Source organism: Lunatimonas salinarum, from assembly GCF_017811155.1.
In the GTDB taxonomy this organism is placed as follows: domain Bacteria; phylum Bacteroidota; class Bacteroidia; order Cytophagales; family Cyclobacteriaceae; genus Lunatimonas; species Lunatimonas salinarum.
Genome location: NZ_JACVCV010000004.1, coordinates 310,165 through 334,866, shown reverse-complemented (window position 1 = coordinate 334,866; position 24,702 = coordinate 310,165). Strand labels below are relative to the sequence as shown.

The window sequence follows — 24,702 nt, the reverse complement described above, 5'->3', positions numbered from 1 at the left end:
TTTCGGGAACCGTGCCAAAAAGGCAAGAAATCAAAAAGGCCGTCCTCAAGAGGGCTTTTTTGATTTGCCTAAGTATTTTAGGTTTATGACCTCGGTTTCGGATAAAAAACGGTAATTACCTCTAGGCAGGTCTTTTTTGGTTAATCCGGCATACATGACCCTGTCCAGTCCGATTACTTCGTAGCCGAAATGGGCAAATATACGTCGAACAATCCTGTTTTTGCCCGAGTGAATCTCTAACCCAAGGATCGTCCGATCTTTGGAAAGCACTTGTAGATCATCTACGTTCGTTGGGCCATCTTCCAATTCGATGCCTTCTTGAATTAATTCAAAATCTTTTTTAGTAATGGGCTTATCTAAGGTGACCTGGTAAATTTTTTTTATCTGATTGGAAGGGTGTGCCAGCCGTTCGGAAAGTTCTCCATCGTTTGTAAAAAGGAGCAGACCGGTCGTGTTCCGGTCCAGCCGGCCGATAGGGAATACCCGCTCGTCGCAGGCGTTTGCAATCAGTTGCATCACCGTTTTTCGCTCGAAGGGATCATCTGTCGTCGTGATGAAATCTTTAGGTTTGTTCAGAAGCAGGTATACCGGTTTTTCAGGGTTCAACTTGCGGTTTTTGTAAGAGACCTTATCGCTTCTCTTTACTTTATAACCAAGAGAAGTGACCACATCGCCGTTTACCAAGATTTCTCCTTTTTCTATCAGCTTGTCCGCTTCCCGCCGGGAACAGATGCCCGCATTGGCGATGTATTTATTCAGCCTGATCTCCTCCTCGCTGTGATCACCTTTTCCACTTTTGAAGGCGTACTCCGGTTGGGACAGGGCCTGCTTTCCAGGTCCATCCTTTTTTATTCTGGAAAAGGGCTTCTTAGGGTCGGGCTTTTGCCTAGCCGGGGCCTCCTCTACCCATTCGTAAATGGGTTTTTGCGACTTATCCCGTCCTTTATATAGCTTCTTAGCGGTTGATTTTTCTTGGGGATTAGCGCCAGGCTGCCTTTCTTTTGAGCGAGACGATGGATTGGCTTTGTTGGCATACTTATCTCCGTACGCTTTTCTTGGATTTTTCATTAGACTAGCAGCATCTCTGCTGTATTTAAAATGGATTGTAGTTGATTCTTCGGAAATACCCGAAAACTAACACAAAGGTAGTGCAATTATTTTGTAATTTCGGTTATCAGGCGCAAAGAATGTGGGTCGTCGGCCCCCGATGATGTCGGTAGATTTAGGTTTCAGGCAGAGAACTCAGTTGGTTTGATTGCCAATTTGGTTTTCTTCCTCTGCAAAATCCTTGGGCTGGGGCAAGTCTTTGAGATCGTTGATACCGAAGTAATCCATAAACTTTTGGCTGGTTCCGTACAGCATCGGCTTACCCAGACTGTCGGATTTGCCTTTGATGGTGATCAGTTCCTTCTCCAGTAGTTTTTGCACAGAATAATCGCAGTTTACACCGCGTATTTGCTCCATCTCGGACTTTGTGATCGGCTGTTTGTATGCAATGATAGATAGTGTTTCCAGTTGGGCTGTGGATAGCCGGCGTTGGGATTGGTGTTTTAGCAGGATGGAGATGCTGCTTTGGTACGAAGGTTTGGTCAAAAAAAGGTATCCCCCGCTGATCTTTTCCAATCCAAAGGCGAAGTCCTCTTGTTGGTATTTTTCTGTAAGTTCCGAGACCGCATTTTCTATATGGGCTACCGGTACTTCGGATTCAAACATCTCTGAGAGGCATCGCTGAATATCGGGGACAGCCAAAGCTTCTTGGGAGCAGAATATGAGGGCTTCGATATGGCGGTGTAGAAAATCCACGCTTATTTTTTGGCGAGTTTTGCCTCAATGCTGTGCATTGTGTGGGGAACAGCCTTTAGGCGTTCCTTGGCGATGAGTTTCCCCGTGTCCACGCACACACCATAAGTGCCATTTTTGATCCTTCGCAGTGCATTCTCCAAATTGATGATGAATTTTTGTTGCCTGGCAGCGAGCTGACTCAAGTTTTCCCTTTCCAAAGTATCCGCTCCATCTTCCAGCAATTTGGACGTAGAGGCCGTATTATCAGTTCCACTATCGTTGCTTTTGCTCAGCGTTTGTTTGAGCTGGGATAACTCTTCCTTGGCTACGGCAAGCTTTTCGTTAATCAGCTCTTCAAACTCCTTTAGTTCTTCTTGTGAATAGGAAGTTTTCTCTACTTGACCCATGCGTTTAACGGTTTACTGTTTACTTAATCAATTAGTCAAAAATTGATAAAAATTTCCCTAAATTACGGCTAGGTTTTGAATTTCAAAACCTATTCATCCTAATTTTGACAGACCAGACCGCTTATCCCCGAATGAACGATATGGAATCTGTCCGGTAGCGATGGGGCGTTTTCCCGTACCTGTTTCTGCCGTTTACGTAAAGATAGCTTTGACATCTATATAGGAATGCCTTACATTTATCGAACTATTAAAGCCAATAAACCAAAAACAACATGAAAAAAATCATTTTACTGTGTACCCTGGCCGTTATTGCCTTTTCTGCCCATGCACAAAAGAAAAGCAAGGATGGTTGGTATACGCTTTTTGACGGAAAATCCCTAAAAGGGTGGGAAGTAGGCGTAAACGCCGAATCTTTTAATGTGGTAGATGGAGCCATCAAAGTAGATGGTCCCCGTGCCCATCTGTTTTATGCCGGAAAGGTAAATAAGCATGATTTTAAAAACTTTGAGTTTGAGACCAAAATCAAGACTGAACCCAAGGCCAATTCGGGTATTTTCATCCATACTACCTACATTGAGGATGGGTGGCCGGATGTTGGTTACGAGATACAGGTAAATCAAACACACGGAGACTGGAGAAAGACCGGTAGTGTATATAGTTTTAAGGATGTGCGGGAAACGTTTGTAAATGACGGGGAGTGGTATACCAAGACGATCATCGTTCAAGGAAATAAAGTGACTGTGAAAGTCAACGGGAAAGTCATCAACGAATTTGTGGAAGCCAACGACAGGGGTGATATCGGAGAAAGCAAGAAGCGCTTGGGTCATGGCACCATTGCCCTACAGGCACACGATCCAAATAGTGTAATCTATTACAAAGATATCCGGATCAAGCCATTGCCTTGAAAATTGGTTTTATGGAAATAAATTATGGCCCAACGCTTCCATCACATTATTGGAAGGTTGGGTCTTTCATTTAATATCCCATGCGTGATGGAGCCTACTCCCTTTGGTCATTCGGATTTAAGAAGGTATGTCCGTGAAGTATTTGAATGGACCGGTATCCCTGCGGCGGATGCCGAGCTAGCCGCTGATGTATTGGCATACAGCGACGAGCACGGTATTGACTCCCATGGTGTAGCCCGTTTGGACACGTATTTTGACTTGATAATAGGGGGGAAGATCAATAAGAACCCAATGATCCGCGTAGTTCGTGAAAAGGCCTCCGTAGCGACTATGGATGGCGATAATGGATTGGGGCTGATAGTAGGGCCCCGGTGTAATGAAATTGCGATGGACAAAGCCGGAGCGTATGGTTCCGGCTGGGTAAGCGTTTGCAACACGAATCATTATGGGGCGGCAGGGTATTATCCGGTTCAGGCGCTGGCAAGAGACCTGATTGGCCTATCCATGACCAATACGACAAAGGGCGTTGTTCCTTTTAACGGCAGAGAAAAAATGTTGGGAACCAACCCAATCGCGATTGCTTTTCCGGCAAGTACCGAAAAACCACTCATTATCGATATGGCCAGCAGTACGGTGGCCTATGGTAAAGTAGAAATCGCAGAGCGACAAGGCAAGTCGGTTCCACATGGCTGGTGCATTGATGCTCATGGACATACGACTTTGGATCCCATAGCGATGATCCAAGGTGGCGCATTGCTTCCTCTTGGAAGTGATGAGGCTGGAAGCGGTCATAAGGGATACTGCATAGCCACCGTGGTGGATTTACTTTCGGCGGTTTTGAGCGGTGCCAATTGGGGTCCTTTTGCGGTGCCGTTTGCCATTAAAGGTGCCCCTAAAGAAGCGAAACAAGTAGGTAAAGGCATTGGACATTTTTTTGGAGCGTGGGATATTGATGGATTTCAGGATCCTTGTATTTTCAAGCAATCGGTGGATGAGTGGATCCGGGTTATGCGGTCTACTCCGCCGTTACCAGGTGCAAGCGAGGTGCTGGTTCCTGGCGAGCCTGAACACCGCGCTTACGCCATCCGTCTACGGGATGGTATACCGCTTGATCCAAAAGTCGTGGATTCGCTACAGAGAATTTCCAAGGTTTCCGGTGTGAGGATGCCGGCATACCACTGAGCTTTCAGAGATAGAACCATGAACAGGGAAAAGCTGTTATCCCTAGGTAACTACGTCCATCGTCTAAGCATTGAAGCCTGCACCCGAATATGTGGAAAAATGGTCCGACCGAACCAACTTCGTTGCTCGGGTAGTGCTGCACTTTTTTTTGTTTGTTGTGTTTTCAAATAGCGTTTTTTCACAGTCGAGCTATTCATCCATTGACTTGCGGGTACTGCCTCTAGACTTACAGCCTACGCAGTATTTTTTCGCAAAATTGGAGGATAAGCGATCCGATCGGACACCGGTGGCGTTCTTGGTTTCTTCAGTAAGTGCGGGTGCTAACCTGAGTCTGGTTGATTTGCGCGGAGGAACGATGCGTGGACTTGAGGCTTTTGTTTTCGGCGCTGTCCTAAGAAACCCTTCGCTCAGGCCGATCAGTGTGCAGGTAAGGGATTGCAAAATCGTAGAGAAAATCACGGACAGCAGTAGAGGCATCATAGCGGGCGATGTATACCTCGACTTCGGTTTTTTTTTGCAGCGAAATGGAGAAGCTGTTCACTTGCTTGATTTTCAAGGTGGGATGTCCTATAAGCGCAAAGTAGGACAAGTAGCGGTGATAGAGCCGATTTTTCGAAAGTCCTTGGGCAATGCACTTACCTACTTTCACGACTGGATAGAGAGGGAAGCCAGTATCAACGAGAAATTGGCAGACCGGGTTACGGTGTCGATGCGGGATTACCGGGTGGATAACCGGGATGATACGGTTTTTTACGACCCTAAGCGGCCCCTTACCTGGTCGGATTTTACAGGAAGGCCCAGAATGGGGAATTTTGCGGCTTCGATTTTTGCGAGCATCGCATACGAGGGAGACAGCAGGCTGGTGGACGGAGAAGTTCAGATTGAGCTGATGTTCAAGACTTACATGCTTAAAAACTCTTCTTGGGTAAGGCCAGGCAACAATGATTATGGATTGAACCACGAGCAGCGTCATTTTGATATTGCTCAGATCATCACCGAGCGGCTGAAAAGAAGGCTTTCCTCGATGGACTTGCTACCCCACAATTTTGACAGGGTAGTCTCTTTCGAGTTTTTGGAAAGCTATCGGGAGATGAACCGAATGCAGGAGCAATATGACAGAGAAACATCTCACGGGACGAATAGATCTGCACAGGAGCGATGGAATGCCCTTATCGATCGTGAGCTCGGGTCTTTCGGTGTCATGGAATAGCTCAGTGTGTACCCGCAAAAAAATGACCGGAAAACGCTGCCGGAATCAACGATCTTTTGCCACCTGGAGAGGTAGGGACATGACACAATGGTTCCTCAGGCGAGGACATCTGAGGGTGTAAAAGATGCAATTTATCACACTCAAACCTTGAGGGTGTCCATTCTTTGGGGCAAAAAGTACTTCTCGCAAAGCCTCTTTCGGGAAGCACTTTCTATTTGTTCATCCATGAGGGTGCGGTGACAAACCAGAGGAGAGTTCCTACAGCCATGAGGGTTTTGCAGTTATCCGAGGTAATGGAGCCCTGAAATACCAATATCGCTGGGACAATGGATAATCCCAGTCCGATAAATGAGATAATTTTTATAAGGGGTTTCATTTAAAACTGTTTTAGTAAATTGCGTTTAGGCTGGGAGCTTCGCACCCGCCGATACTGTTTTCTTTTGGTTAATCTTGGCCGCAATGATGTAAACCGCTACCGCCACAAACCATCCCGGAAGGCCTAGGAAGAAGATCTCCACGCCTCCAAACAGGTTTAGACCCAGACAAAAAACCAGCGTAATTCCCCAAGTAAGTGCGGCAGACCAGTTCAACTTGGATCCGGTCAAAAGGGCGTAGTTTGACTGAAGGCCAATTCTCTCGAACAGGTAAATATCAATGAATATAACCGCACCCAATGGCATCAATATCAAGCCATAGAGAGCCACAAATTCCAGGAGCATCATCACCAAGGCCGGAAAGCAGGCCGCTATGGTGGTTATTAAACCGACAAATAGGGTCACCTTCCACGTCTTCCATTTTGGATTGATGGATTGTATTGCCAATCCGGCCCGATATAGGGTGGGGTTGGCAGTGGTCCAGCCTGCAATAATCACGCAGATGGCTCCTGCTATCCCCACGGCACTGTAGGCAATCGGCCCTGGTGCAAAAGTCAAGCTGTTTTGGGATTCAAGCAAAAAGAGTGAATACAGGATGCCAGAAGCGATCCATGCGATAAAGTGGCCCAGAAATACGCCCGTTGCAGAAGCAAAGCCAAATTGCCACTTTTTAGCATAGCGCAGGATGGACATGTCAGCGAGGCCAATATGCATGGCCATGTTACAAAACCAGGCAAAGAACATCACATGCCAAAAGGTGAATTTGCTCTGTCCTTCCAAGGGAATGCCGGTCCATATTACATCCTTGGCTACAGGCCAAAACTCACTTATCTGCGAGACACCGAGGCGTGGCAATACAGCGATCGCAGACGCAATGAATATCATGATCATCCAGGGTGCTGCCACGTTGGCGAATTTGGACACAAGGTCAAATCCAAACATGGCGACCACCGTGGTGATGGCTCCTATCCCAAAAACCGTCAATACCCAACCCACGCTGTTTGGATACACGTCGGTTAACTGTGGCATGGCCAAGTCAAAAGGGATTCCAACCGCAGTTGCGGATACGGCTATCATAGCGCCTGCAAGAAAGCAGAAGAGGCCTGCATTTACCAGATTATAGAGTGTGGTAAATCGGTGTCCGGCTATTTTTTCCAGCTGGTAATAAAGGGTCACTCGGGTTTTTACCGCAATTTTACCGGTATAAAATGCCCAGCTTAGCACGGCCAGAATATTTCCGATGATCAAGCCGCTCACCAAGTCCACCGCACTGGCGCCATGGGCTACAAACAAGGGGCCTATAACAAATTCAGTACCCGCCGTGTGTTCTCCAGCGTAGGTACCCAGAAAACTCTTCCAACCCTTAAGTTTATTTTCCGGTATTGGCTCTTGCTCGTATTCATTTACCGCATCTAATCGCTGTACTAACGCTTTTCTATTCCACATAAAAACTTGCTTATACCTATATGTTTACTTTTTACGTTCATCCTGACCCCAAGCCGGTGTTGGAAGCTTTACGGCAAATCCGGGATCAGACCGAACCTCGATTGATAAAGTTAAATACGTTTTTTACAGATTCTTTTTTTTGCTTTCGGATCATATAGGCGGCGGTCTCTCCCATAAGCTTGAAATCCGTGGAAATGACCGTGATGCCGAGCAGTTCTTTCAGCGGGGTATCATTGTAAGAAATGATACCGATATCTTCCCCCAACGCTAGGTTTTGCTCTCTGACCTGTTTGACCAGATTGACCAGGTCGTTTTCTTCGATTACAATGAAAACGTCTCCAGACCGAAGTTCCATGTCGGTGTAGACGGTCTCCAGGATTTCGTGGTCAAACTCAAAATCTTTGCAGAATTTTTTAAACCCCTCCATGATTTCTCTAGGGTAGGGATAGACGGTTTGCTGCGGATATACCAACAGCAGTTTTTCATAATTCTGGAGTTGGAAAATACCCTCACAAAGGGCTTTATAAATGTCGTGTTTGAAATCTTGGTAAATGGCAGCTGCTTCCCCTTCAAAATCCGCCAGGTAATTGTCCATGATCAGCAACTTCTCCGAAGGGATTTTTTTGAGCATTTCCAGCACATTACTATCGTGGTTGTAATGGCTTTTGTCCTCGTTTTTAAAGTGCGGCATGATCACAAAGTGATCGTATGCCCCCATGTTTTCTTCCAAGATGTTCAGGAGATTTTTCGCATCGCAGTGGTATATTTGTAGGTCTACCTGTACAGAACTCCCCATGCTATCAATAAAGGAATTGTAAATGCGCAACTTGTAGTTACTCAATTTATTCATCAAGAAAAGTACCGTCTCCTTATTGTGGGAAATATTTCTCGCCACATAGTATCCTTTCCCTTTGACCGATACGATAATCTTTTTTTCCTTTAGTTGGTTGTACGCCTTTTCTACGGTATCCCGGGAAAGGTAATACTCCTCGCTGATTTCATTGATGGAAGGAATCTTATCACCCACCGCGAGGTGCTGTGTCTCGATGTCTTCGATAATTGAATGGACTATTTGAAGGTATTTTGGGATCCTGGAGTTTTCATCCAGTCGTATGGAAGTCTTAGTCGCTAACATGACAGGGTTATTTCAGTTTGTCAATTGGGTTCCAGTGAATTGCTGTAATTTATCAATGAAATCGAGTATTTCCGAATAATTGAAGTTCTTATTTTTGAAAAGTCTAATTAATTGATTCTTGGCTGATAATACCGGTTAAGTTTTATCAGCGGTAAATTTCCAAAGTAACCGGGCCTTGGATTCCGGAGGGCATTACCTCCCATCCGGACGCATCAAAAGGTTTGTAGTCGATGTTTACAAAGTTGATTTCATGGTAGTTACGCCATTCTTCTCCCTGTTGATCCATGTATCTGATCCGGTTTGCCATCAGGTTGGCTACTTCTACCTTTAGGATGTTTTTGCCAGCTACCAGGTGATCGCTGATATCGATTCGGAAGGGAAGACCGTACACGTACCCCGCTTCATTTCCGTTGACCCAAACTTTCGCGCTTTCGTGTACGGTCCCTAAGTCGAGTATAAAGCGCTTTCCGGACACGTTGTCAATCTCAAAGGTGGTTTCATAAGCACCCACACCGGAAAAGGATCGGTTTCGCTCATCTCCCCAAAAAGTCCATGGCCGGATCGTTTCGATTCGCCGGTTTTCGGGCATGGAAGGGCCACCTGATAGAAAGGAAACCTGCCAGGGCCCAATAAGTGTTAACGAATATTGTCTTTCATTTTTGCAGGGCCAAAGGCTTGCCGAGGCGTCGGTTTCTGGCAGTACCCTCAATGCCTGGGATTCTCCGGAAGCCAGCTGAACCCGCACATAGAACTGATTGGCTTCTTCCCTCGATTCGGCTTTTCCGGATCGGCCCTGCTGTGGGTCTAGAATGATCGCTTCCTTGCCGCCGTGATTTAGAGGGATCCATTCATCGATGGCTTCTGCGGTATGGTTTACCAAGTAGTAGTAGGTTTCTTTGTCTGAGATTCGCCTGATAAATTTAAGCCCCGATGCCGTAAGGTTTTCTCTTTTTACACCAGAAAAGTTGAGCGCTTCTTGAAAGTCTTCGCTTTCTACTAGTTGGCCTTTTCCGTAGTGAGCCGCTGCAACGCCGGAAACTACAGGCCGAAAATCGACGCTTTGCCAAAGCTGCTCCAGCGCTGCTCTCCGTTCTTGGGTTTGGTGAAATCCAGGAACATCCTTGGGCTTTTCCTGGAAGATAACCCGCGCGCCTTGTTTGGCCAGCTGCATCAATGTCTCCAACGTTTTTGGCGGCATGTACGTTAGCTTGGGTACAAGAATGACTTCAGCCCTACTTCCTCCTTTCAGAAGGAGCTGTCCGTCTTTTACCTGAATGTCTTTCAATAGGGCATCTGAAATAAAGTCAACCGCATAGCCCTCCTCCATCAGTCTTTTGGAACATTGGTAAAAGGGAGTAGGATGTAGCCACTCGTCGATGTTGTGAACGGTGATCATTTTAGAAAGCCCCTTAGGATCCGCCCAGACATCGTAGATGGGCCAGTACATCAAGATCTCATGGGAAGGTAGCCCCTTTTGCAGTATTGCTTGACTTCGGGCAATAAAATCATTGAAGCCACTGAAATGCGGCCATAGGCTGTTGTGGGTGGTTAGGTTTAGCGATGCGTAAAACAGCCAACCGGGAAAGGCCAGATCTTGGGGAGAATAGGTGACTCCGTGATAAAACATGTGGTTAATCCCAGCCAAAAAAGCTTGTTCCAACTCTGGTTTTGCCTGCGAATACGAGGATTTAAAATGTTCTCCTAGCCAGGTAAACGTTTCGGAAGAGACGAGGTTTTTTCCGGACAAGTGTGCCGCCGATGACGCAAACTTGAGCATTATAGGGTCTGGGTCTACATTACGTATATCGGCGCTGTCCCTTCTTAACCCGGGAATTGGGAAGTAGCTGGATCCAAAGGTTTCTCCTTCGGGAATGTCCACTGTGGCGTACAGGTCCAGCAGGTTTCCCGGTGAACCATGGGCCTGGTTTTTGGTTTTCTTACCGTGCCCGTGCGCCCAGTCTGTCCACTGTTGGGTGAAATTTTCCAGTAGCATATCGCTGATCGTTTCCCGGTAATCTGATTTCAAACGAATAGTGGCTTCTGAAGGATCGGATGACAACAGGGTGGGGAGGTGTTTTTTCAGATCATAGCCGCGCCTTTTTTCAAAGTAATCGAAAAATCCCGAAGTGAAGTCCGATCCATAAACTTCGAAGCTGTCATTATAGAATGCCCTAAAAGATGGGGTGTTTTCTGAAAAGGCATCCTCAAAATGGGTAAGATACTTCTTGACCGATTCACGGGAGTAATGGTCTAGTGTAAGGCCTTGACCTCCAGGTGCAGCCCGTTTAACTTGTTGTCCCGTTTGGGCTGTAAAGACCACAAAAATTTGGTGATTGGCTTTTTCATCCCAATTCAGGGTGCCATCTACTTGCAAGTGATTCGTGATTTCCGTTGCCTTTCCGTTTTCGGAATATGCCATCACACATGCCACCTCGTAGGTCATGTGCGCTGCTTTGCGGTCTTCCATCTTTACCGGACGGTCTATTGTCTGGCCATCCCAAGTATACGCTTGTATGATCATGCGTTGCGCAGCCATTTGAGGCGTTACCCAAGGCCCTCCATAGGGCCATCCGGTGCCTTGTGTCAGGTCGATTCCCATACCGTGGCTGCTGGCTTCCGCTACGGTATGATCCAACAATCCCAACCATTCCTGGCTCAGGTACTCCACAAACCGGTCCTCAAAACCCTTTGCCCCGTAAATGGGGGCAATTTCCAATCCTCCGAGGCCTGCAGCCGCGTATTCTGCCAGTAAGTTGCTTATATTGGCGGAATCCACGGCATTGCCCATCCACCACCACCGGGACCAGGGTTTCGCAGTTGGGGTTATTTCCGGCCAATAGCTCTGTGTATCGTTCGATTGGTGCGGGTGTGAAGCCTGAGCCAGAATGGCAGATCCCTGGCACATGCAGCATAGAAAAAGAAAGACGTAAATGCAGGTAAATTGGGTAGCGTTTTTTTCCATTTGTTACGAGGTTAGCGCAATTGGAATGGCTTCTATTTCAGACTGAACACTTTGTTCAGTGGTTTGGTAACGGGGGAGTTATCTGTGTTCGTTTCCATGATATCGGCCATGTAAGCCCACCATTTTTTCACCACTTCATGGCTTCCCAAATCCTGAGAAGAGCCCTCTCCCGAGGTTTGCTGAAAGGCAAAAAGCGTGTTGGAATCTTCGTCGAGAAAGATGTGATAGTCTGTGATGCCAGATTCTCTTAGTAAGGCTTGCAGAGTCGGCCAAATTTCATCGTGCCTTCTCTCGTACTCTACTGCAAATCCAGGCAGTAGTTTCATGGTAAAAGCTATTTGCTTCATCGGTTTGGGATTGTTTTTTAATCAGTTTTCATGCGTCTATAATTGATTTTTCACAGGTCACATGGAATCCCTGCCTACCGGCAGTGAGGTCGCACGAATTCCTCGATAGCCATCGGGGCAGCCCTCCGTGTGTCGCTTGCGTCGTGCTAGATTTCATGTGCGCTTCTACTTAGGTACGAACGTACAGTCACGTGCATCCGGGTAGTGCCAACGGGGGATGATTTTTACCCAACCATTTACTTGTTGGCCTGTGCCGGTTATTCGGTGTGCTGTTTTTATGGCGTCGAAAACTAAGTGAATTTACCTTAACATGTAAATTTAACAAATAAAAATGCAAAGGCTGTCCTGTACTTTCCGGTAGCCTATTTACCGTTTTCGTAAAATAGTACCTTATCTTATATAAAAAGCGCAAGCCTCTTATGGATTCCTGCGGCTGATGTGTTAGTTTAGGGGGCTATTTAGAAAAATCCAAAATGACAAAACTACGATTTGAAAATCAGGTGGCGGTGGTTACCGGGGCGGCAGATGGAATTGGCAGGGCTGTAGCCGAGCGGATTGCTGCCGAGGGGGGCACGGTTATTTTGTGGGATATTCAAGAAGACCTGCTGAGAAGGAGGCAGGAAGAGCTTCAGCGGGCCAAACGACAATCCCTTATCCAGGTAGTAGATGTGTCTGATGAAACACAGGTAAAAATGGCATTTGAAGAGGCTGCTGCCAAATTCGGTCGTATTGACATCTTAGTCCATGCTGCTGGAATCGTCGGTCCTACTCAAACCAAGATTACGGATTATCCGATAGAAGCATTTGACCAAATTTACAAAATAAATCTTCGGGGGTCTTTTTTGGTATGCAAGCACGTGATACCCCATATGGAAACGAACGATTATGGGAGGATACTCCTTATTGCTTCCATTGCCGGAAAGGAAGGAAATCCGTTTATGTCGGGCTATTCAGCCACGAAGGCTGGTGTAATCGGCTTGGTCAAAAGCCTCGGAAAGGAGTTGGCTACCACTGGAATCACGGTCAACGGGATTGCTCCGGCTGTAATTAAAACCCCGATGAATGCGGATACAGCGCCCGAACAATTGGAGTATATGGCATCGAAGATACCTATGCAACGCTTGGGAACGGTGGCTGAGACAGCCTCGTTGGCTACTTGGATAGTTTCCAAAGAATCCAGCTTTAATACTGCCTTTGTATTCGACCTTTCAGGAGGTAGGGCTACCTACTAGCTTTATATGCTAATGTGTTTCGGAAAGTATAGGTCTTGTTGGTAGATTTTTGGTTGGTGGATAGCAAAAAAATGACAAACAATTAATAATGAATACGATGAATAATTGCCTAAAACCTATTGGTGCGTTGCTGCTCCTCCTTGTTTTTGCCTCAACGACGGTGTTTGTCTCCTGTACAGGACGTTCGGGAGATCCCAAAGTCCTGGTGTTCAGTAAAACATCCGGGTACTATCACCAATCCATTCCAGATGGAATAGCTGCCATACAACGTCTGGGAGAAGCGCATGGATTTGAAGTGGATACGACCAAAAATGCGGCGCTGTTTACGGAAGAGGTTTTGAAGGAATACGATGCCGTCATTTTTCTCAGCACCACGGGAAATGTATTGGATCACTATCAGCAGGCGGATTTTGAGCGCTATATCCAGGCTGGTGGGGGCTTTGTGGGTATCCATGCTGCCGCTGACACCGAATATGATTGGCCTTGGTATGCTAAAATGGTGGGAGGAAACTTTCTGGATCATCCCGGCATCAACGATCCACACCCCAATGTACAGGAGGGGATGTTGGACGTAGTGGATAAAACCCACTCTAGTACCGAGTTTCTCCCAGAAAAATGGGGCAGAAAGGACGAATGGTACAGCTACAAAAACTTCAACGAAGCCGTCAACGTGTTGATTACGCTCGACGAAGACAGTTATCAAGGTGGTGTGGACACGGGCTATCACCCCATTGCCTGGTATCATGAGTACGATGGTGGGCGTGCGTTCTATACGGGTGGGGGGCATACCTCGGAATCGTTTACCGAAGAGCTTTTTATGAAGCACATTCTGGAGGGGATTCGGTATGCAGTCGGCAAAACAGGCAAGCGGGATTATTCGAAGTCCACAAGTAAGCGTGTTCCCGAAGAAGACCGATTTGAAAAAATAACCTTGGCATCCGGTGTGTTTACAGAGCCCGTAGAGATGGCTATTTTGCCAAATCTGGATATTTTGGTTGCCCAGCGAAGAGGTGAGGTATTGCTGTATAAACAGGATGGATCAACGGTGAAGCCGGCGGGACAATTGGACGTATACTGGAGGACTGATGTGCGAGGTGTGAATGCAGAGGAGGGGCTTTTGGGCCTTCAGGTAGATCCAAACTTTGCGACCAACCGTTGGGTATATCTTTTTTATAGCCCTACGGGTGAATGGGTCAACAGACTTTCCCGTTTCAAGTTTGAAAACGACAAGTTGAATATGGCCTCCGAGCAGGTGATCCTAGAGTTTTATTCACAGCGGGATATCTGTTGCCATACCGGGGGCTCGATAGCCTTTGATAAAGATGGGTTGCTATATGTGTCTGCTGGTGATAACGCTACGCCCTTTAATCAGGCGAACTCCAGATTCACCCTTCGCGGGTATGCACCCATCGACGATCGTCCGGGAAGAGAACAATATGACGCAGCCCGTTCTTCGGGTAACAGCAACGATTTGAGGGGGAAGATTCTACGGATTAAAGTGAACGAAGACGGAAGTTATGATATTCCGGACGGTAATTTGTACCCAAAGGGTATGGCTGGAACAAGGCCGGAGATTTATGTGCAGGGGAATCGGAATCCTTACAGGATTTCAGTGGATAAAAAAACTGGATACCTCTATTGGGGTGAAGTGGGTCCTGATGCGCGTGCAGACAGCCTCGGTGTGAGAGGTCCCATGGGTTATGATGAGGTGAATCAGGCCAAAAAGGCAGGAAATTTTGGTTGGCCCTTTTTCGTAGGGAACAATTATCCCTATACCGTTTACAACTTCGATACAGGGGAGTCAGGGATTACCTTTGACCCGCAAAAGCCGTTGAATATCTCCAAAAATAACACCGGAATCCGAGAATTGCCACCTGCACAGCCTGCATTTATCTGGTACCCGTATGTTGAATCAGTTGAATTTCCTCTGGTAGGTACAGGGGGTAGGAATGCCATGGCTGGTCCGGTATACTACTCCGATTTATACCCTAACGGGGGAGGTCTCCCGGACTATTTTGATGGCAAACTGTTCATTTACGAATGGATAAGAGGTTGGGTGAGAGTGGTTACCATGGATGAAAATGGGGATTACGTACAGATGGAGCCTTTTATGCCAGGCACTCGCAACAATGCACTGATAGATATGGAGCTTGGTCCAGACGGTAAGTTGTATTATCTGGAATACGGCAACGGTTGGTTTTCCAAGAATCCTGATGCTGCCCTGTCCAGAATCGACTACAATCCCGGAAACCGGGCGCCCGTGGTCACGGCAATCAATGTAGACCATACCTCAGGTGCACTCCCCTTAACCGTAAATCTGGAGGCAGAAGTACGTGACCCTGAGAATGATAAGTTAGGTTTTCAGTGGGATCTCGGAAATGGTGAAGTGGTGGAAACCGCTGAGCCTACGCTAACCTATACGTTTGACCAAGTGGGCGATTATGCCATTCGTCTCAACGTTACAGATGCTGGAGGGCTAACTTCGCAGTCGCAGGCCGTGGAGGTTTATGCCGGCAATATGGCACCTTTGGTAAGTATAGCGGTAGCAGGAAACCAATCTTTTTATTTTCCCGGAAAAAAAGTGAGCTACCAGGTAGAAGTGACAGATCCGGACGATCCCGCTGCCGATTATGATTTATCTACCCTGTACGTAGTTGCGGATTACATAGAAGGCTTTGACCAAGCGGAGGCGTCCATGGGTCATCAAGTGATGACGGAAGCCATGGCAGGGAAGAGCCTGATGGAATCGCTTACCTGTAAGACCTGCCACAAGGAAGATGAGGCTTCTATCGGGCCTGCCTATTTTGATGTGGCCAGAAAGTACCGCAATAACCCCTCTGCAGAGGCACATTTGGTGAACAAAATTATGAAAGGGGGGTCAGGTATCTGGGGTGAAACGGTAATGCCGGCAAACCCAGATGTGAAGGAAGGAGATGCAAAGAAAATTATTGCCTACATACGATCCCTATTGGATGAGTCTAGCAGGCAGCCTTCTCTACCTGCTTCTGGGACCTTGGATCCAACGCTGGGAAAGCCGGTGTCTGATTCTGGAACACTTCGGATTACAGCTACCTACACAGACAAAGGTGGACGAGGGATCAAGCCACTTACCGGTGGTGGGGCAGCGTACCTGAGAAGTCCCAAGCTGGATTTTGCAGGCGTGAAGAAGGAAAACTTTGGTACCTACGATATAGGGGGTAGGGCCATTCTGATTCCTGCCACGGATAAGGAAAGCATAGCGTCCTTAGGTGCCATAGACCTTACGGGTCTCCAATCGTTAGAAATTCAGTTGGGAAGTCAGAAACTGGTAGATAACGGCTATCAGATCTCGCTAAAAAGAGGTAGCAAGGATGGAGCTGAGATTGCCTCCAAGTCAGTGAAAAGCTCGGATTTATCAGAAGCCCAAGGGCGTTTCGTTGGAACGGTGAGCTTGCCGATTGGTTCTGATCTGAGTGGTAAGCAAGAGGTCTTTTTGGTGATGTCTCCGCTAACAAATGAAGAATCCGTCCCATTGGCGATTACCGCCGCCGAAATAAAGGCGCGATAAGCCTTTTGTAATAATCAGAGGCTTCCTGATTTTCTTTAGCTAGGAACAGGAAGCCTTTTGTGTTGATGTATTGCCCGATAGGTATAAAGGCAGCATGCACTGGCGGGAAAAAAAACTTCTTTGGCGCTGGAATTGTTAAGGGAGCTCGTGGGGTTGAATATAGCATCGAGAAGTTTATGTGTTTGATTGCATTTAATTGGATGGATCATCCTGTATATAAAATGGTATTAGTGGCCAATAGAGACGAGTACTTTAAACGGCCGACTGCCTCCCTTCGTTTGTGGGATGAGGGCTTTTATGCCGGTAAGGACTTAAAGGCTGGTGGAACGTGGATGGGGATTCATCCAAACGGGAGATTCGCCGCTTTGACTAATTTCAGGGACATCTCCAATGAAACCCCAGATAGCAAAAGCCGGGGGGAGCTGATTCCCAAATTCTTGTCTGGGAATAACTCGGTTTTGGAGTTTATTGCCCACCTGCAAGAAACTAAATACCAATACAATGGCTTCAATCTGCTACTGGCAGAACAGGAGGAGATGTGGTTTGTTTCTAACTACCAAGAGGCCGTGCAGCGGGTGAATCCCGGATTGCATGGACTTAGCAATGCCCTGCTGAATACTCCTTGGCCAAAGGTAGACATGGCGAAGAATGAATTGGGTGGTTTGATTGCCGGGCAGGAGATCGACTTGGAGGAAGTGGGTTCGCTGTTGCAGTCCCGGGAATTAGCAAGAGACGAAAACCTTCCTTCCACGGGGTTGTCTCCGCGGCTGGAAAAGGCGGTTTCGGCCCAATTTATTGAGGTAGAGGACTATTATGGTACGGTGAATACAACAGCGCTCTTGTGGAAGCATACAGGAGAAGTTGAAATACTGGAGCGTCGTTTGATGCCGCAAAAGGAGCGCACAAAGATCACCTTTTCAATGAATGCGCTTCAGCGCAATTGAGTAATGGAAAGCGATATGGATAAACTGGATGTGTTGATCATAGGAGGTGGGCCGATTGGCATCGCCTGCGGTGTAGAAGCCGAACGAAAAGGGTTGAATTACCTAATCATAGAAAAGGGTGTTCTCACGAATTCGATTTTTCATTACCCCTCAAATATGACCTTTTTTTCTACTTCCGAGAAGTTGGAAATGGCTGATATTCCTTTTATGTCCATAGCCAATAAGCCGACGCGTACAGAGGCGCTGGAATATTATAGGCGCATTGTGAAGCATTATCGGCTAAAGATACACCTCTACGAAGAAGCACTTAAATTGACCAAGAATCCAAACGGGACGTTTGAAGTTATCACGAACAAAGCCTCTTACCGTGCAGCCCATTTGGTAATGGCCACCGGTTTTTATGACCTTCCAAATAAGATGTCGGTGCCAGGTGAAGAATTGCCTAAAGTATCGCATTATTACAAAGAGCCTTGGCCCTACATTGGGCAAAAAGTAATGGTGGTCGGCGGTGGAAATTCGGCGGTAGATGTAGCCTTGGAGACCTGGCGTAAAGGCGCTGAAGTGACCATGGTGGTGATGAAGCCTACCATTGACCAAACGGTCAAATACTGGGTGCTCCCGGATATCGAAAATCGCATTAAAGAAGGATCCATAAAGGCGTATTTCAATGCCACCATCGCTGCCATTGAACCCGATAACGTTTCGATTAAAACCCCAGAAGGACCTGTAAAGGTGCCCAATGATTTTGTACTGGCCATGACGGGTTATAGACCCAATTTTGCCTTGCTTGACCAGTTGGGGGTCGAGCTTAGCTTAGATGAGCATAAAAAGCCTTGCTATGATAATCAAAGTCAGGAATCAAACGTTCCTGGGCTTTACCTGGCGGGGGTAGTTTGCGGAGGTCTTAACACCCGCGAGTTTTTTATTGAAAATACCATTGTGCACGCTTCCTATATCATGAATGATATCGTAGGGAAAAAGCAGGGGACTAGCTAAGCGTTTTTGGGGTCTCCTCTAGGTTGTCCGGAAAGCGAAGCGTGAAGGTACTGCCCACTCCCCCTTTGCTGCGTACTTCGAGTGTGCCTCCGAGCTTCATGGCATTTTGGTAACAGATATGGAGACCCATTCCTGTGCCTTTCTCGTTGGCCGTACCGTAGGTAGGCTTGATTTCTAACTGAAAGAGGTCATTGAGTTTGTGCTCCGAAATCCCTATTCCATTATCTTTTACCGAAATAATGATTTGTCCGTCGTCGCTGCTTACTTCCAGCCAGATTGAGCCGCCCTGATTGGAAAACTTAATGGCATTTTGGATCAGGTTTCGGGCGATGAGTAGCACACGATCTGTTTCGCCATGTACTTCGGGGTTTCCGTTAAAGTTTACATGCAAGGTTAGTTGTTTTTGGGCCGCAATAGATGCCATAATGTCCAAGGTGTCTTTTAGGAGCCCTTTCAGGTCAATTTGTCGGACACGATTCTGTGTGTTGTTTAGTTCAAATGAGGACCATTCCAGGATGTTCTCCATCATTAGGTAGGTCCTTTTGGTGTTTTTCAGCAATTCACTATGAATAAAGTTCAGCTCTTCCGGAGTCAGATCCCCCGCCTGATCAATCAGTTCTAAGGTTTGTAGGATTGAGTTAAGCGGGTTTTTCAAGTCATGCACGATAATGGCGATGATCTTATCTTTTTGCTGATTGAGATTATTCAAGTCTCGGTTAAGCAGGGCCAATTCGTTCCGTTTGAATTCCGCCTCTGATTTTTGAAAATGGTAATATTGTTTGATAGTGGTTAAAAGAAGCGTAATGCCAAGTAACGAGCCAATATAGGTAAGTATATGATCGATAAACAGGTAGTTTTCCGAAATATAGTTGCTTGGGATCCAATCCGAATGATAAGTTCCAATGTAATAAAGCACCACAAAGAAAACTATGTTGACAGCGGTCCATCCAGAAATCATTTTGAGTGGTGCGATACTGATCAATACCACGTTCATGAGGATGAAAATGTAGGATGTTGGCCCGAGGATGCCGTCGTTCAGGAAAAAATTGGCCGCAATAAGCGGATAGCTGAGCCCACCAAAAAGGTAAAGGGATAGCCGGTACCGGTTCTTTATACGAACCAAATAATAGACACATGCCAGAGGCACCAAGGTGAAAAAAGAGATCAACGTAAGCCCGGGTTGATTTAAAAAAACATTGAGAATACCCATGGCAACTAGGTATATGGCAATAATAAACAGCATGGAGTTAAATATCTGTTTTTCCATCACCGGGGTCCGGTGCCAAAAAAACCAAGACTTAAGTTGCTCCACTATTCTATTCCAATTGACCATGTACCGAGGAATAACTTTCTAATTCAAGTCGTTATATAAGGAAACGAAGTTAAATGATTTTCCGTCAAAAAGGCCTTTGTCGCTGAGTTTTAACTCAGGGATCACCAATAAAGCCATAAAACTCAAGGTCATGTAGGGAGAACCCAATGTGGAGCCTAGTCGTTCCTTTGCCAGCCTGTCCAGCTCGGTGTAGCGGGCGGCGGTGAGAAAGGCATCATCGGTAGTCATCAATCCGGCAACAGGAAGGGGAAGGGTTTTGCAGATTTCGCTGTCACAGAGGGAAAGTCCGCCTTTTTGGGCAATGATAGCGTTCACAGCATTTGCCATGTCCCGTTCATTGGTTCCGACGACTACGAGATTATGGGAGTCATGGGCCACCGATGAGGCGATTGCACCTTTTTTTAACCCAAAGTTCTGGATAAATCCCAAAGCGGGTGGGGCTTTTTTGTATCGGTTGATTACAGCTATTTTGAGTATATCCTGTGTAGTATCCGAGACAAGGTTGCCATTGACAGCTGTGAGGGTTGCCCAAGTTTGTTTGGTAACCAACTGACCGGCTTCTGCTACAATTACCCGGACATCTTTTTGTTTATCTTGGATGATGAGCGAGGCTTCGTGGATAGGGTCTGCGGTAAACCGATTGATTGATGTGGTCTTTACAGAAGGTATCAGGCTTTCGTGTTTATTGGCTACCATCACTCCGTTGATGTAGGTTGCCAGTACGGAAAACCTTTCTAAGTCTTCTACGACGATGAAGTCAGCAGGGTCGCCTTCACGGAGAGTGCCCACGTCCAAACCGTAATGAGCTATGGGTGCGAGGCAGGCGGCACGTAACACATCAAATAGGTCTTTTCCCCGGTCAATTGCTCGCGCTACCAGTTGGTTGATATGCCCTTCAATCAGGCTATCCGGATGTTTATCGTCTGAGCAAAACATGATGCTTTCAGGGTACCGATCTATCAGGTCAATCAGCGCGTCAAAGTTTTTTGCAGCGCTGCCTTCTCGAATGGCGACCTTCATTCCCTGTTTGATTTTAAATTCAGCCTCTTCGTAGTTAAAGCATTCGTGGTCGGTACTCATGCCACCGGCTATATAGGCTGCGGCAGCTTCCCCTGTCAATCCCGGTGCATGACCATCGATTGGTTTGCCTGCCTTTTTAGCGAGTGCGATTTTTTGCATAACGTTTTCGTCCCGGTTGATTACCCCCGGCCAGTTCATCATTTCTGCGAGGTATTTGATGCGATTATCGGCTAGCAGTTCAGCGATTTCCGACGTCCCAATGGCAGCACCGGCGGTCTCAAAAATGGTAGCAGGGACACAAGAGGGGGCACCGAAGTAAAATTTAAAATTGACGGAAGAGCCGTTTTCGATCATGTAGGTCACTCCATCCATACCGCATACGTTGGCGATTTCGTGAGGATCCGATACGGTGGCGACAGTGCCATGGACCACCGCCAGTCGTGCAAACTCAGAAGGAACCAACAAGGAGGATTCTATGTGGACATGAGCATCAATAAACCCGGGAAGCATATACTGTTGCGGTGCGGTGGATAGCCGTTTTATAGAAGCGATCCGTCCTCGGTGAATACCAACTTCAGCGGGGTAAATGACTTTATGGTAAATGTCTACGTATTGCCCCGAAACGTTAACGATCTTATTGTCAGTAGGTCTTTTTTTCATAAATAGCAAAATAAAATTCAAGCATCGTTGACAAATAAAAAATTCTAAATGGGTTCAATGTATCCGTAATCTATTTAAAACTACTATATTTGCAGCCGAATATTCAATCGACGTCAAAGCTACTTTTCCTTAATGAAAAAAATCATTATCGCTATAGATGGCCTTTCTGGATGCGGAAAAAGCACCACAGCAAAATCGGTGGCACAAGCGTTGAAGTATGCTTACATCGATTCAGGGGCCATGTATAGAGCAGTGACGCTTCATTTTTTGAACCAGCACACCAATTTACGGAATATTGAGCAAATTCGGCAATCTTTAGAGCGGGTAAATATCGATTTTCATGTCAACGAAGCAGATGGTACTCAGCGAATTTTTTTAAATGGCCAAGATGTGGAGGATGAGATTAGGGGTATGGAGGTCACAGAGTCTGTCAGCGAAGTGAGCAAAATCAAAGAGGTGAGGCAGGCATTGGTAGCTAAGCAGCGAAGGTTGGGTGCTGACAAAGGGGTAGTGATGGATGGGCGCGACATAGGCACGGTCGTATTTCCCCATGCGGAGCTAAAAGTCTTTATGTCTGCAAAACTTGAAGTGCGGGCTGAACGTAGATTAAATGAACTTAAGGAACGGGGTCAGTCTGCAGACTTGGCCCAGATCAGGGATAATCTAGCGAAGCGGGACCATATGGATAGTACGAGAGCAGAGAGCCCCTTGGTAAAAGCTATAGATGCGGTGGAGATAGATACTAGTGACCTGAGGTTTGAAGAGCAAGTGACAAAGATATTGGAGCTTGCGGGCCAAAAAATGAATTGAACAATAAAGGCATGGAAGTAACAATTGATCAGAATTCGGGTTACTGTTTTGGGGTAGAGTATGCTATCCAAATGGCCGAAGATGAAATGGAGGGTGAAAACACGCTCTATTGCCTAGGAGACATCGTCCATAACGATATGGAAGTGAAAAGGCTTCGTGAAAAGGGCCTAAAGGTGATTGATCGGGAGCAACTTAAGTGCTTGTCGGATTGCAAAGTGCTCATCCGGGCCCATGGCGAGCCGCCCGAGACGTACAAACTGGCAATAGAGAATAACATTGAGTTGATCGATGCTTCCTGTCCTGTGGTACTCAAGTTGCAACATCGGGTAAAGACGGCCTTTGACAAGATGGAGCGAGAGCAGGGACAAATCGTCATTTATGGCAAGAAAGGGCATGCTGAGGTGATTGGGTTGACGGGGCAGACCTTGGAGAAGGCGATTGTCGTGATGGACGATGCTGACTTGGATCGTGTGGATTTTAGCAGGCCGGTTACCTTGTTCAGTCAGACTACCAAGAGCACCAAGGGCTTCTATGCCCTCAAGGAAAAGATAGCGGACCGTATCCGAGAGGCCAAGGGAACGCTTACAGAGGTTGATTTTAATGCCAATGATTCCATTTGCCGGCAGGTATCCAACCGGGAACCGCAGCTTTTGAGATTTGCCGCTGAGAATGATGTGATTGTGTTTGTGTCAGGAAAGAAAAGCTCCAATGGGCGGGCACTCTACCAAGTATGTCAGCAGGTGAATAGCAGAAGCTATTTCGTGGAGAATGAAGACGAAATTGATCCTTCCTGGTTTGAAGGGGCTTCAAAAATAGGTATTTGTGGAGCTACATCCACCCCGATGTGGTTAATGGAACGGCTCAGGGACTTTATTCAAAGCCTCGAGGATAAAACCGTTTTCGCACAATAGTGAAGTAAGTATTTGAGTCTGTGCAAACATGGCACAGCATGCAATAAATAGCGGATTTAACTTCTAATAACTGATGTAATTTATTAGATTTGAGCCGTTTTTCAAAGGATCATGTAGTTCTAAAATTCAAATATGTCAAAACTAGTAAAGCTAAAGAAAGGGTTTGATATAAATTTAGCCGGGAAAGCTGAGAAAAAGGTTGAAAGTTTTCCTACGGTTAAAACCTTCGCTATCAAGCCGACAGACTTCCTTGGAATGGAGAGGCCCAAGGTGCTAGTCAAAGAAGGGGATACAGTGAAAGCAGGTACCCCGCTATTATTTGATAAGAAGATGGAGAAGGTGCAGTTCGTGGCACCGGTGTCCGGCGAAGTGGTCGAAGTCAAGCGGGGAGAGAAAAGAAAACTTCTTGAGATAAAGATTTTGGCGGATAGCGAAATCGAATTCGAGTCCTTCGAAAAACTTTCTGCGGCTGATATTCAGTCGGCAAGCCGAGAGAAACTAATTGACCAAATGACTCTGAGCGGTGTTTGGCCTCAATTGATCCAACGCCCTTTTGGTGTAATAGCTAATCCCGCTGATGAACCAAGGGCTATTTTTATTTCAGGCTTTGATAGTCATCCTTTAGCTCCCGACTATGAAATTCTTTTCAAAGGGCAAGAGCAAGCCTTTCAAACTGGGATTGATGTATTGAAGAGATTAACCAAGGGGAAAGTCTTCTTGGGTCTCAATGCAGAGGGAACCGCTCCTGCCGCGTTTACCAATGTAAAAGGTGCAGAGATTAACAAATTTTCGGGTCCTCACCCAGCGGGGAACGTTGGCGTACAAATTCACCACATTGACCCCATCAACAAAGGCGAGATCGTATGGACCGTAAGTCCATATGGTGTGATCCAGATCGGTAAACTTTTTCTCAAAGGGGTGTATGATGCCTCAAAGGTGGTTGCGCTTACCGGCTCAGAACTCAAAAAGGCGGCTTATACAAATACCTATTTAGGTGCTTGCGTGGATACGTTTGTTGCAGGAAACACAAAATCGGATAATCTGCGCATTATTTCCGGAAATGTTCTTACCGGTTCCAAGATCAATCCTGACGGGTACATGGGCTATTATGACCATCAGATCACGGTTATTCCTGAAGGGGATTACGAAGAATTTTTAGGATGGCTAAAACCGAGCGCGAAGAAATTAAGTTTTCACAAGGCGATAGGCATGCTGTCGTTTCTAAGTAGAGACAAGGAGTATGTAGTAGATACCAATACCCATGGCGAAGAGCGGCCGTTTGTTATCAGCGGTTCCTTTGAGAAAGTGATGCCTATGGATATACTTCCCACATACTTGTTTAAGGCAATCCATGCCAACGACTACGATGAAATGGAAGAGTTGGGCATCTATGAACTGGTGGAGGAAGATGTGGCGCTATGCGAATTTATAGACCCTTCGAAAAATGAAATACAGGCGTTACTTAGAAGTGGTATCGAATTATTAATGTATAGTTAAGA

At 46.5% G+C, this 24,702-nt stretch carries 20 protein-coding genes; 10 read left to right on the top strand and 10 right to left on the bottom strand.

The window, feature by feature from the left end:
* Window positions 1–45: 45 nt before the first annotated feature.
* From IAQ59_RS06930 to IAQ59_RS06920, 3 genes are all read right to left on the bottom strand, one after another.
* Window positions 46–1,068: a pseudouridine synthase gene (locus IAQ59_RS06930; RefSeq protein WP_209330060.1), complete on the bottom strand. Its 1,023-nt coding sequence runs from the start codon at window positions 1,066–1,068 to the stop codon at window positions 46–48.
* A 174-nt stretch (window positions 1,069–1,242) separates the two neighbouring features.
* Window positions 1,243–1,803 carry an SMC-Scp complex subunit ScpB gene (gene scpB, locus IAQ59_RS06925; protein WP_209330059.1) on the bottom strand — a complete coding sequence of 187 codons (561 nt, stop codon included), beginning with the start codon at window positions 1,801–1,803 and terminating at the stop codon, window positions 1,243–1,245.
* A gap of 2 nt (window positions 1,804–1,805) precedes the next feature.
* Window positions 1,806–2,189, bottom strand: coding sequence for a TraR/DksA family transcriptional regulator (locus IAQ59_RS06920; RefSeq protein ID WP_209330058.1), 384 nt, complete (start codon window positions 2,187–2,189; stop codon window positions 1,806–1,808).
* Window positions 2,190–2,461: 272 nt separating this feature from the next.
* Here IAQ59_RS06920 and IAQ59_RS06915 point away from each other — a divergent pair, with 272 nt between their 5' ends.
* The 3 genes from IAQ59_RS06915 to IAQ59_RS06905 all read left to right on the top strand — a co-directional run bounded on the left by IAQ59_RS06915 (window position 2,462) and on the right by IAQ59_RS06905 (window position 5,486).
* Window positions 2,462–3,094: a 3-keto-disaccharide hydrolase gene (locus tag IAQ59_RS06915; RefSeq protein WP_209330057.1), complete on the top strand. Its 633-nt coding sequence runs from the start codon at window positions 2,462–2,464 to the stop codon at window positions 3,092–3,094.
* A 24-nt stretch (window positions 3,095–3,118) separates the two neighbouring features.
* A complete protein-coding gene (locus IAQ59_RS06910; RefSeq protein ID WP_245189476.1) occupies window positions 3,119–4,276 on the top strand; it encodes an Ldh family oxidoreductase in 1,158 nt (385 codons plus the stop codon).
* A 70-nt stretch (window positions 4,277–4,346) separates the two neighbouring features.
* Window positions 4,347–5,486: a hypothetical protein gene (locus IAQ59_RS06905; protein WP_209330056.1), complete on the top strand. Its 1,140-nt coding sequence runs from the start codon at window positions 4,347–4,349 to the stop codon at window positions 5,484–5,486.
* 211 nt (window positions 5,487–5,697) lie between these two features.
* Here the strand turns inward: IAQ59_RS06905 and IAQ59_RS06900 are convergent, their stop codons facing one another.
* The 5 genes from IAQ59_RS06900 to rhaM form a co-directional block, all read right to left on the bottom strand.
* Entirely contained in the window at window positions 5,698–5,862 is a 165-nt protein-coding gene (locus IAQ59_RS06900; protein ID WP_209330055.1) for a hypothetical protein, read from the bottom strand.
* Between the two features lie 25 nt (window positions 5,863–5,887).
* Entirely contained in the window at window positions 5,888–7,306 is a 1,419-nt protein-coding gene (locus IAQ59_RS06895; RefSeq protein ID WP_209330054.1) for a purine-cytosine permease family protein, read from the bottom strand.
* An 85-nt stretch (window positions 7,307–7,391) separates the two neighbouring features.
* Window positions 7,392–8,441, bottom strand: coding sequence for a GntR family transcriptional regulator (locus tag IAQ59_RS06890; protein WP_209330053.1), 1,050 nt, complete (start codon window positions 8,439–8,441; stop codon window positions 7,392–7,394).
* Between the two features lie 145 nt (window positions 8,442–8,586).
* Window positions 8,587–11,403 carry a glycosyl hydrolase gene (locus IAQ59_RS06885; protein WP_245189475.1) on the bottom strand — a complete coding sequence of 939 codons (2,817 nt, stop codon included), beginning with the start codon at window positions 11,401–11,403 and terminating at the stop codon, window positions 8,587–8,589.
* 32 nt (window positions 11,404–11,435) lie between these two features.
* On the bottom strand, window positions 11,436–11,750 hold the full coding sequence (gene rhaM, locus IAQ59_RS06880; RefSeq protein WP_209330052.1) for an L-rhamnose mutarotase: 315 nt from the start codon (window positions 11,748–11,750) through the stop codon (window positions 11,436–11,438).
* Window positions 11,751–12,223: 473 nt separating this feature from the next.
* On the opposite strand from rhaM, the gene IAQ59_RS06875 reads away from it, so the two are divergent.
* The 4 genes from IAQ59_RS06875 to IAQ59_RS06860 all read left to right on the top strand — a co-directional run bounded on the left by IAQ59_RS06875 (window position 12,224) and on the right by IAQ59_RS06860 (window position 18,469).
* A complete protein-coding gene (locus IAQ59_RS06875) occupies window positions 12,224–12,982 on the top strand; it encodes an SDR family NAD(P)-dependent oxidoreductase (protein WP_209330051.1) in 759 nt (252 codons plus the stop codon).
* Between the two features lie 97 nt (window positions 12,983–13,079).
* Window positions 13,080–16,529, top strand: a complete 3,450-nt coding sequence (locus IAQ59_RS06870; RefSeq protein ID WP_209330050.1) for a ThuA domain-containing protein — start codon at window positions 13,080–13,082, stop codon at window positions 16,527–16,529.
* A 176-nt stretch (window positions 16,530–16,705) separates the two neighbouring features.
* On the top strand, window positions 16,706–17,473 hold the full coding sequence (locus tag IAQ59_RS06865) for an NRDE family protein (RefSeq protein WP_209330049.1): 768 nt from the start codon (window positions 16,706–16,708) through the stop codon (window positions 17,471–17,473).
* A gap of 15 nt (window positions 17,474–17,488) precedes the next feature.
* Entirely contained in the window at window positions 17,489–18,469 is a 981-nt protein-coding gene (locus IAQ59_RS06860; RefSeq protein ID WP_209330048.1) for a YpdA family putative bacillithiol disulfide reductase, read from the top strand.
* On the opposite strand, the gene IAQ59_RS06855 is transcribed toward IAQ59_RS06860, so the two are convergent.
* Both IAQ59_RS06855 and ade read right to left on the bottom strand, forming a co-directional pair.
* A complete protein-coding gene (locus IAQ59_RS06855) occupies window positions 18,462–19,736 on the bottom strand; it encodes a sensor histidine kinase (protein WP_209330047.1) in 1,275 nt (424 codons plus the stop codon). The genes IAQ59_RS06860 and IAQ59_RS06855 overlap by 8 nt on opposite strands.
* An 84-nt stretch (window positions 19,737–19,820) precedes the next feature.
* A complete protein-coding gene (ade, locus tag IAQ59_RS06850) occupies window positions 19,821–21,482 on the bottom strand; it encodes an adenine deaminase (RefSeq protein WP_209330046.1) in 1,662 nt (553 codons plus the stop codon).
* A 132-nt stretch (window positions 21,483–21,614) separates the two neighbouring features.
* Between ade and cmk the strand changes: the two genes are divergently transcribed.
* The 3 genes from cmk to IAQ59_RS06835 all read left to right on the top strand — a co-directional run bounded on the left by cmk (window position 21,615) and on the right by IAQ59_RS06835 (window position 24,700).
* Window positions 21,615–22,292 (top strand): (d)CMP kinase, encoded by a 678-nt coding sequence (gene cmk / locus IAQ59_RS06845; RefSeq protein WP_209330045.1) that lies wholly within the window; start codon window positions 21,615–21,617, stop codon window positions 22,290–22,292.
* Window positions 22,293–22,303: 11 nt separating this feature from the next.
* Window positions 22,304–23,203 (top strand): 4-hydroxy-3-methylbut-2-enyl diphosphate reductase, encoded by a 900-nt coding sequence (locus IAQ59_RS06840; RefSeq protein ID WP_209330044.1) that lies wholly within the window; start codon window positions 22,304–22,306, stop codon window positions 23,201–23,203.
* 132 nt (window positions 23,204–23,335) lie between these two features.
* Window positions 23,336–24,700, top strand: a complete 1,365-nt coding sequence (locus IAQ59_RS06835) for a Na(+)-translocating NADH-quinone reductase subunit A (protein WP_209330043.1) — start codon at window positions 23,336–23,338, stop codon at window positions 24,698–24,700.
* Window positions 24,701–24,702 lie beyond the last annotated feature (2 nt).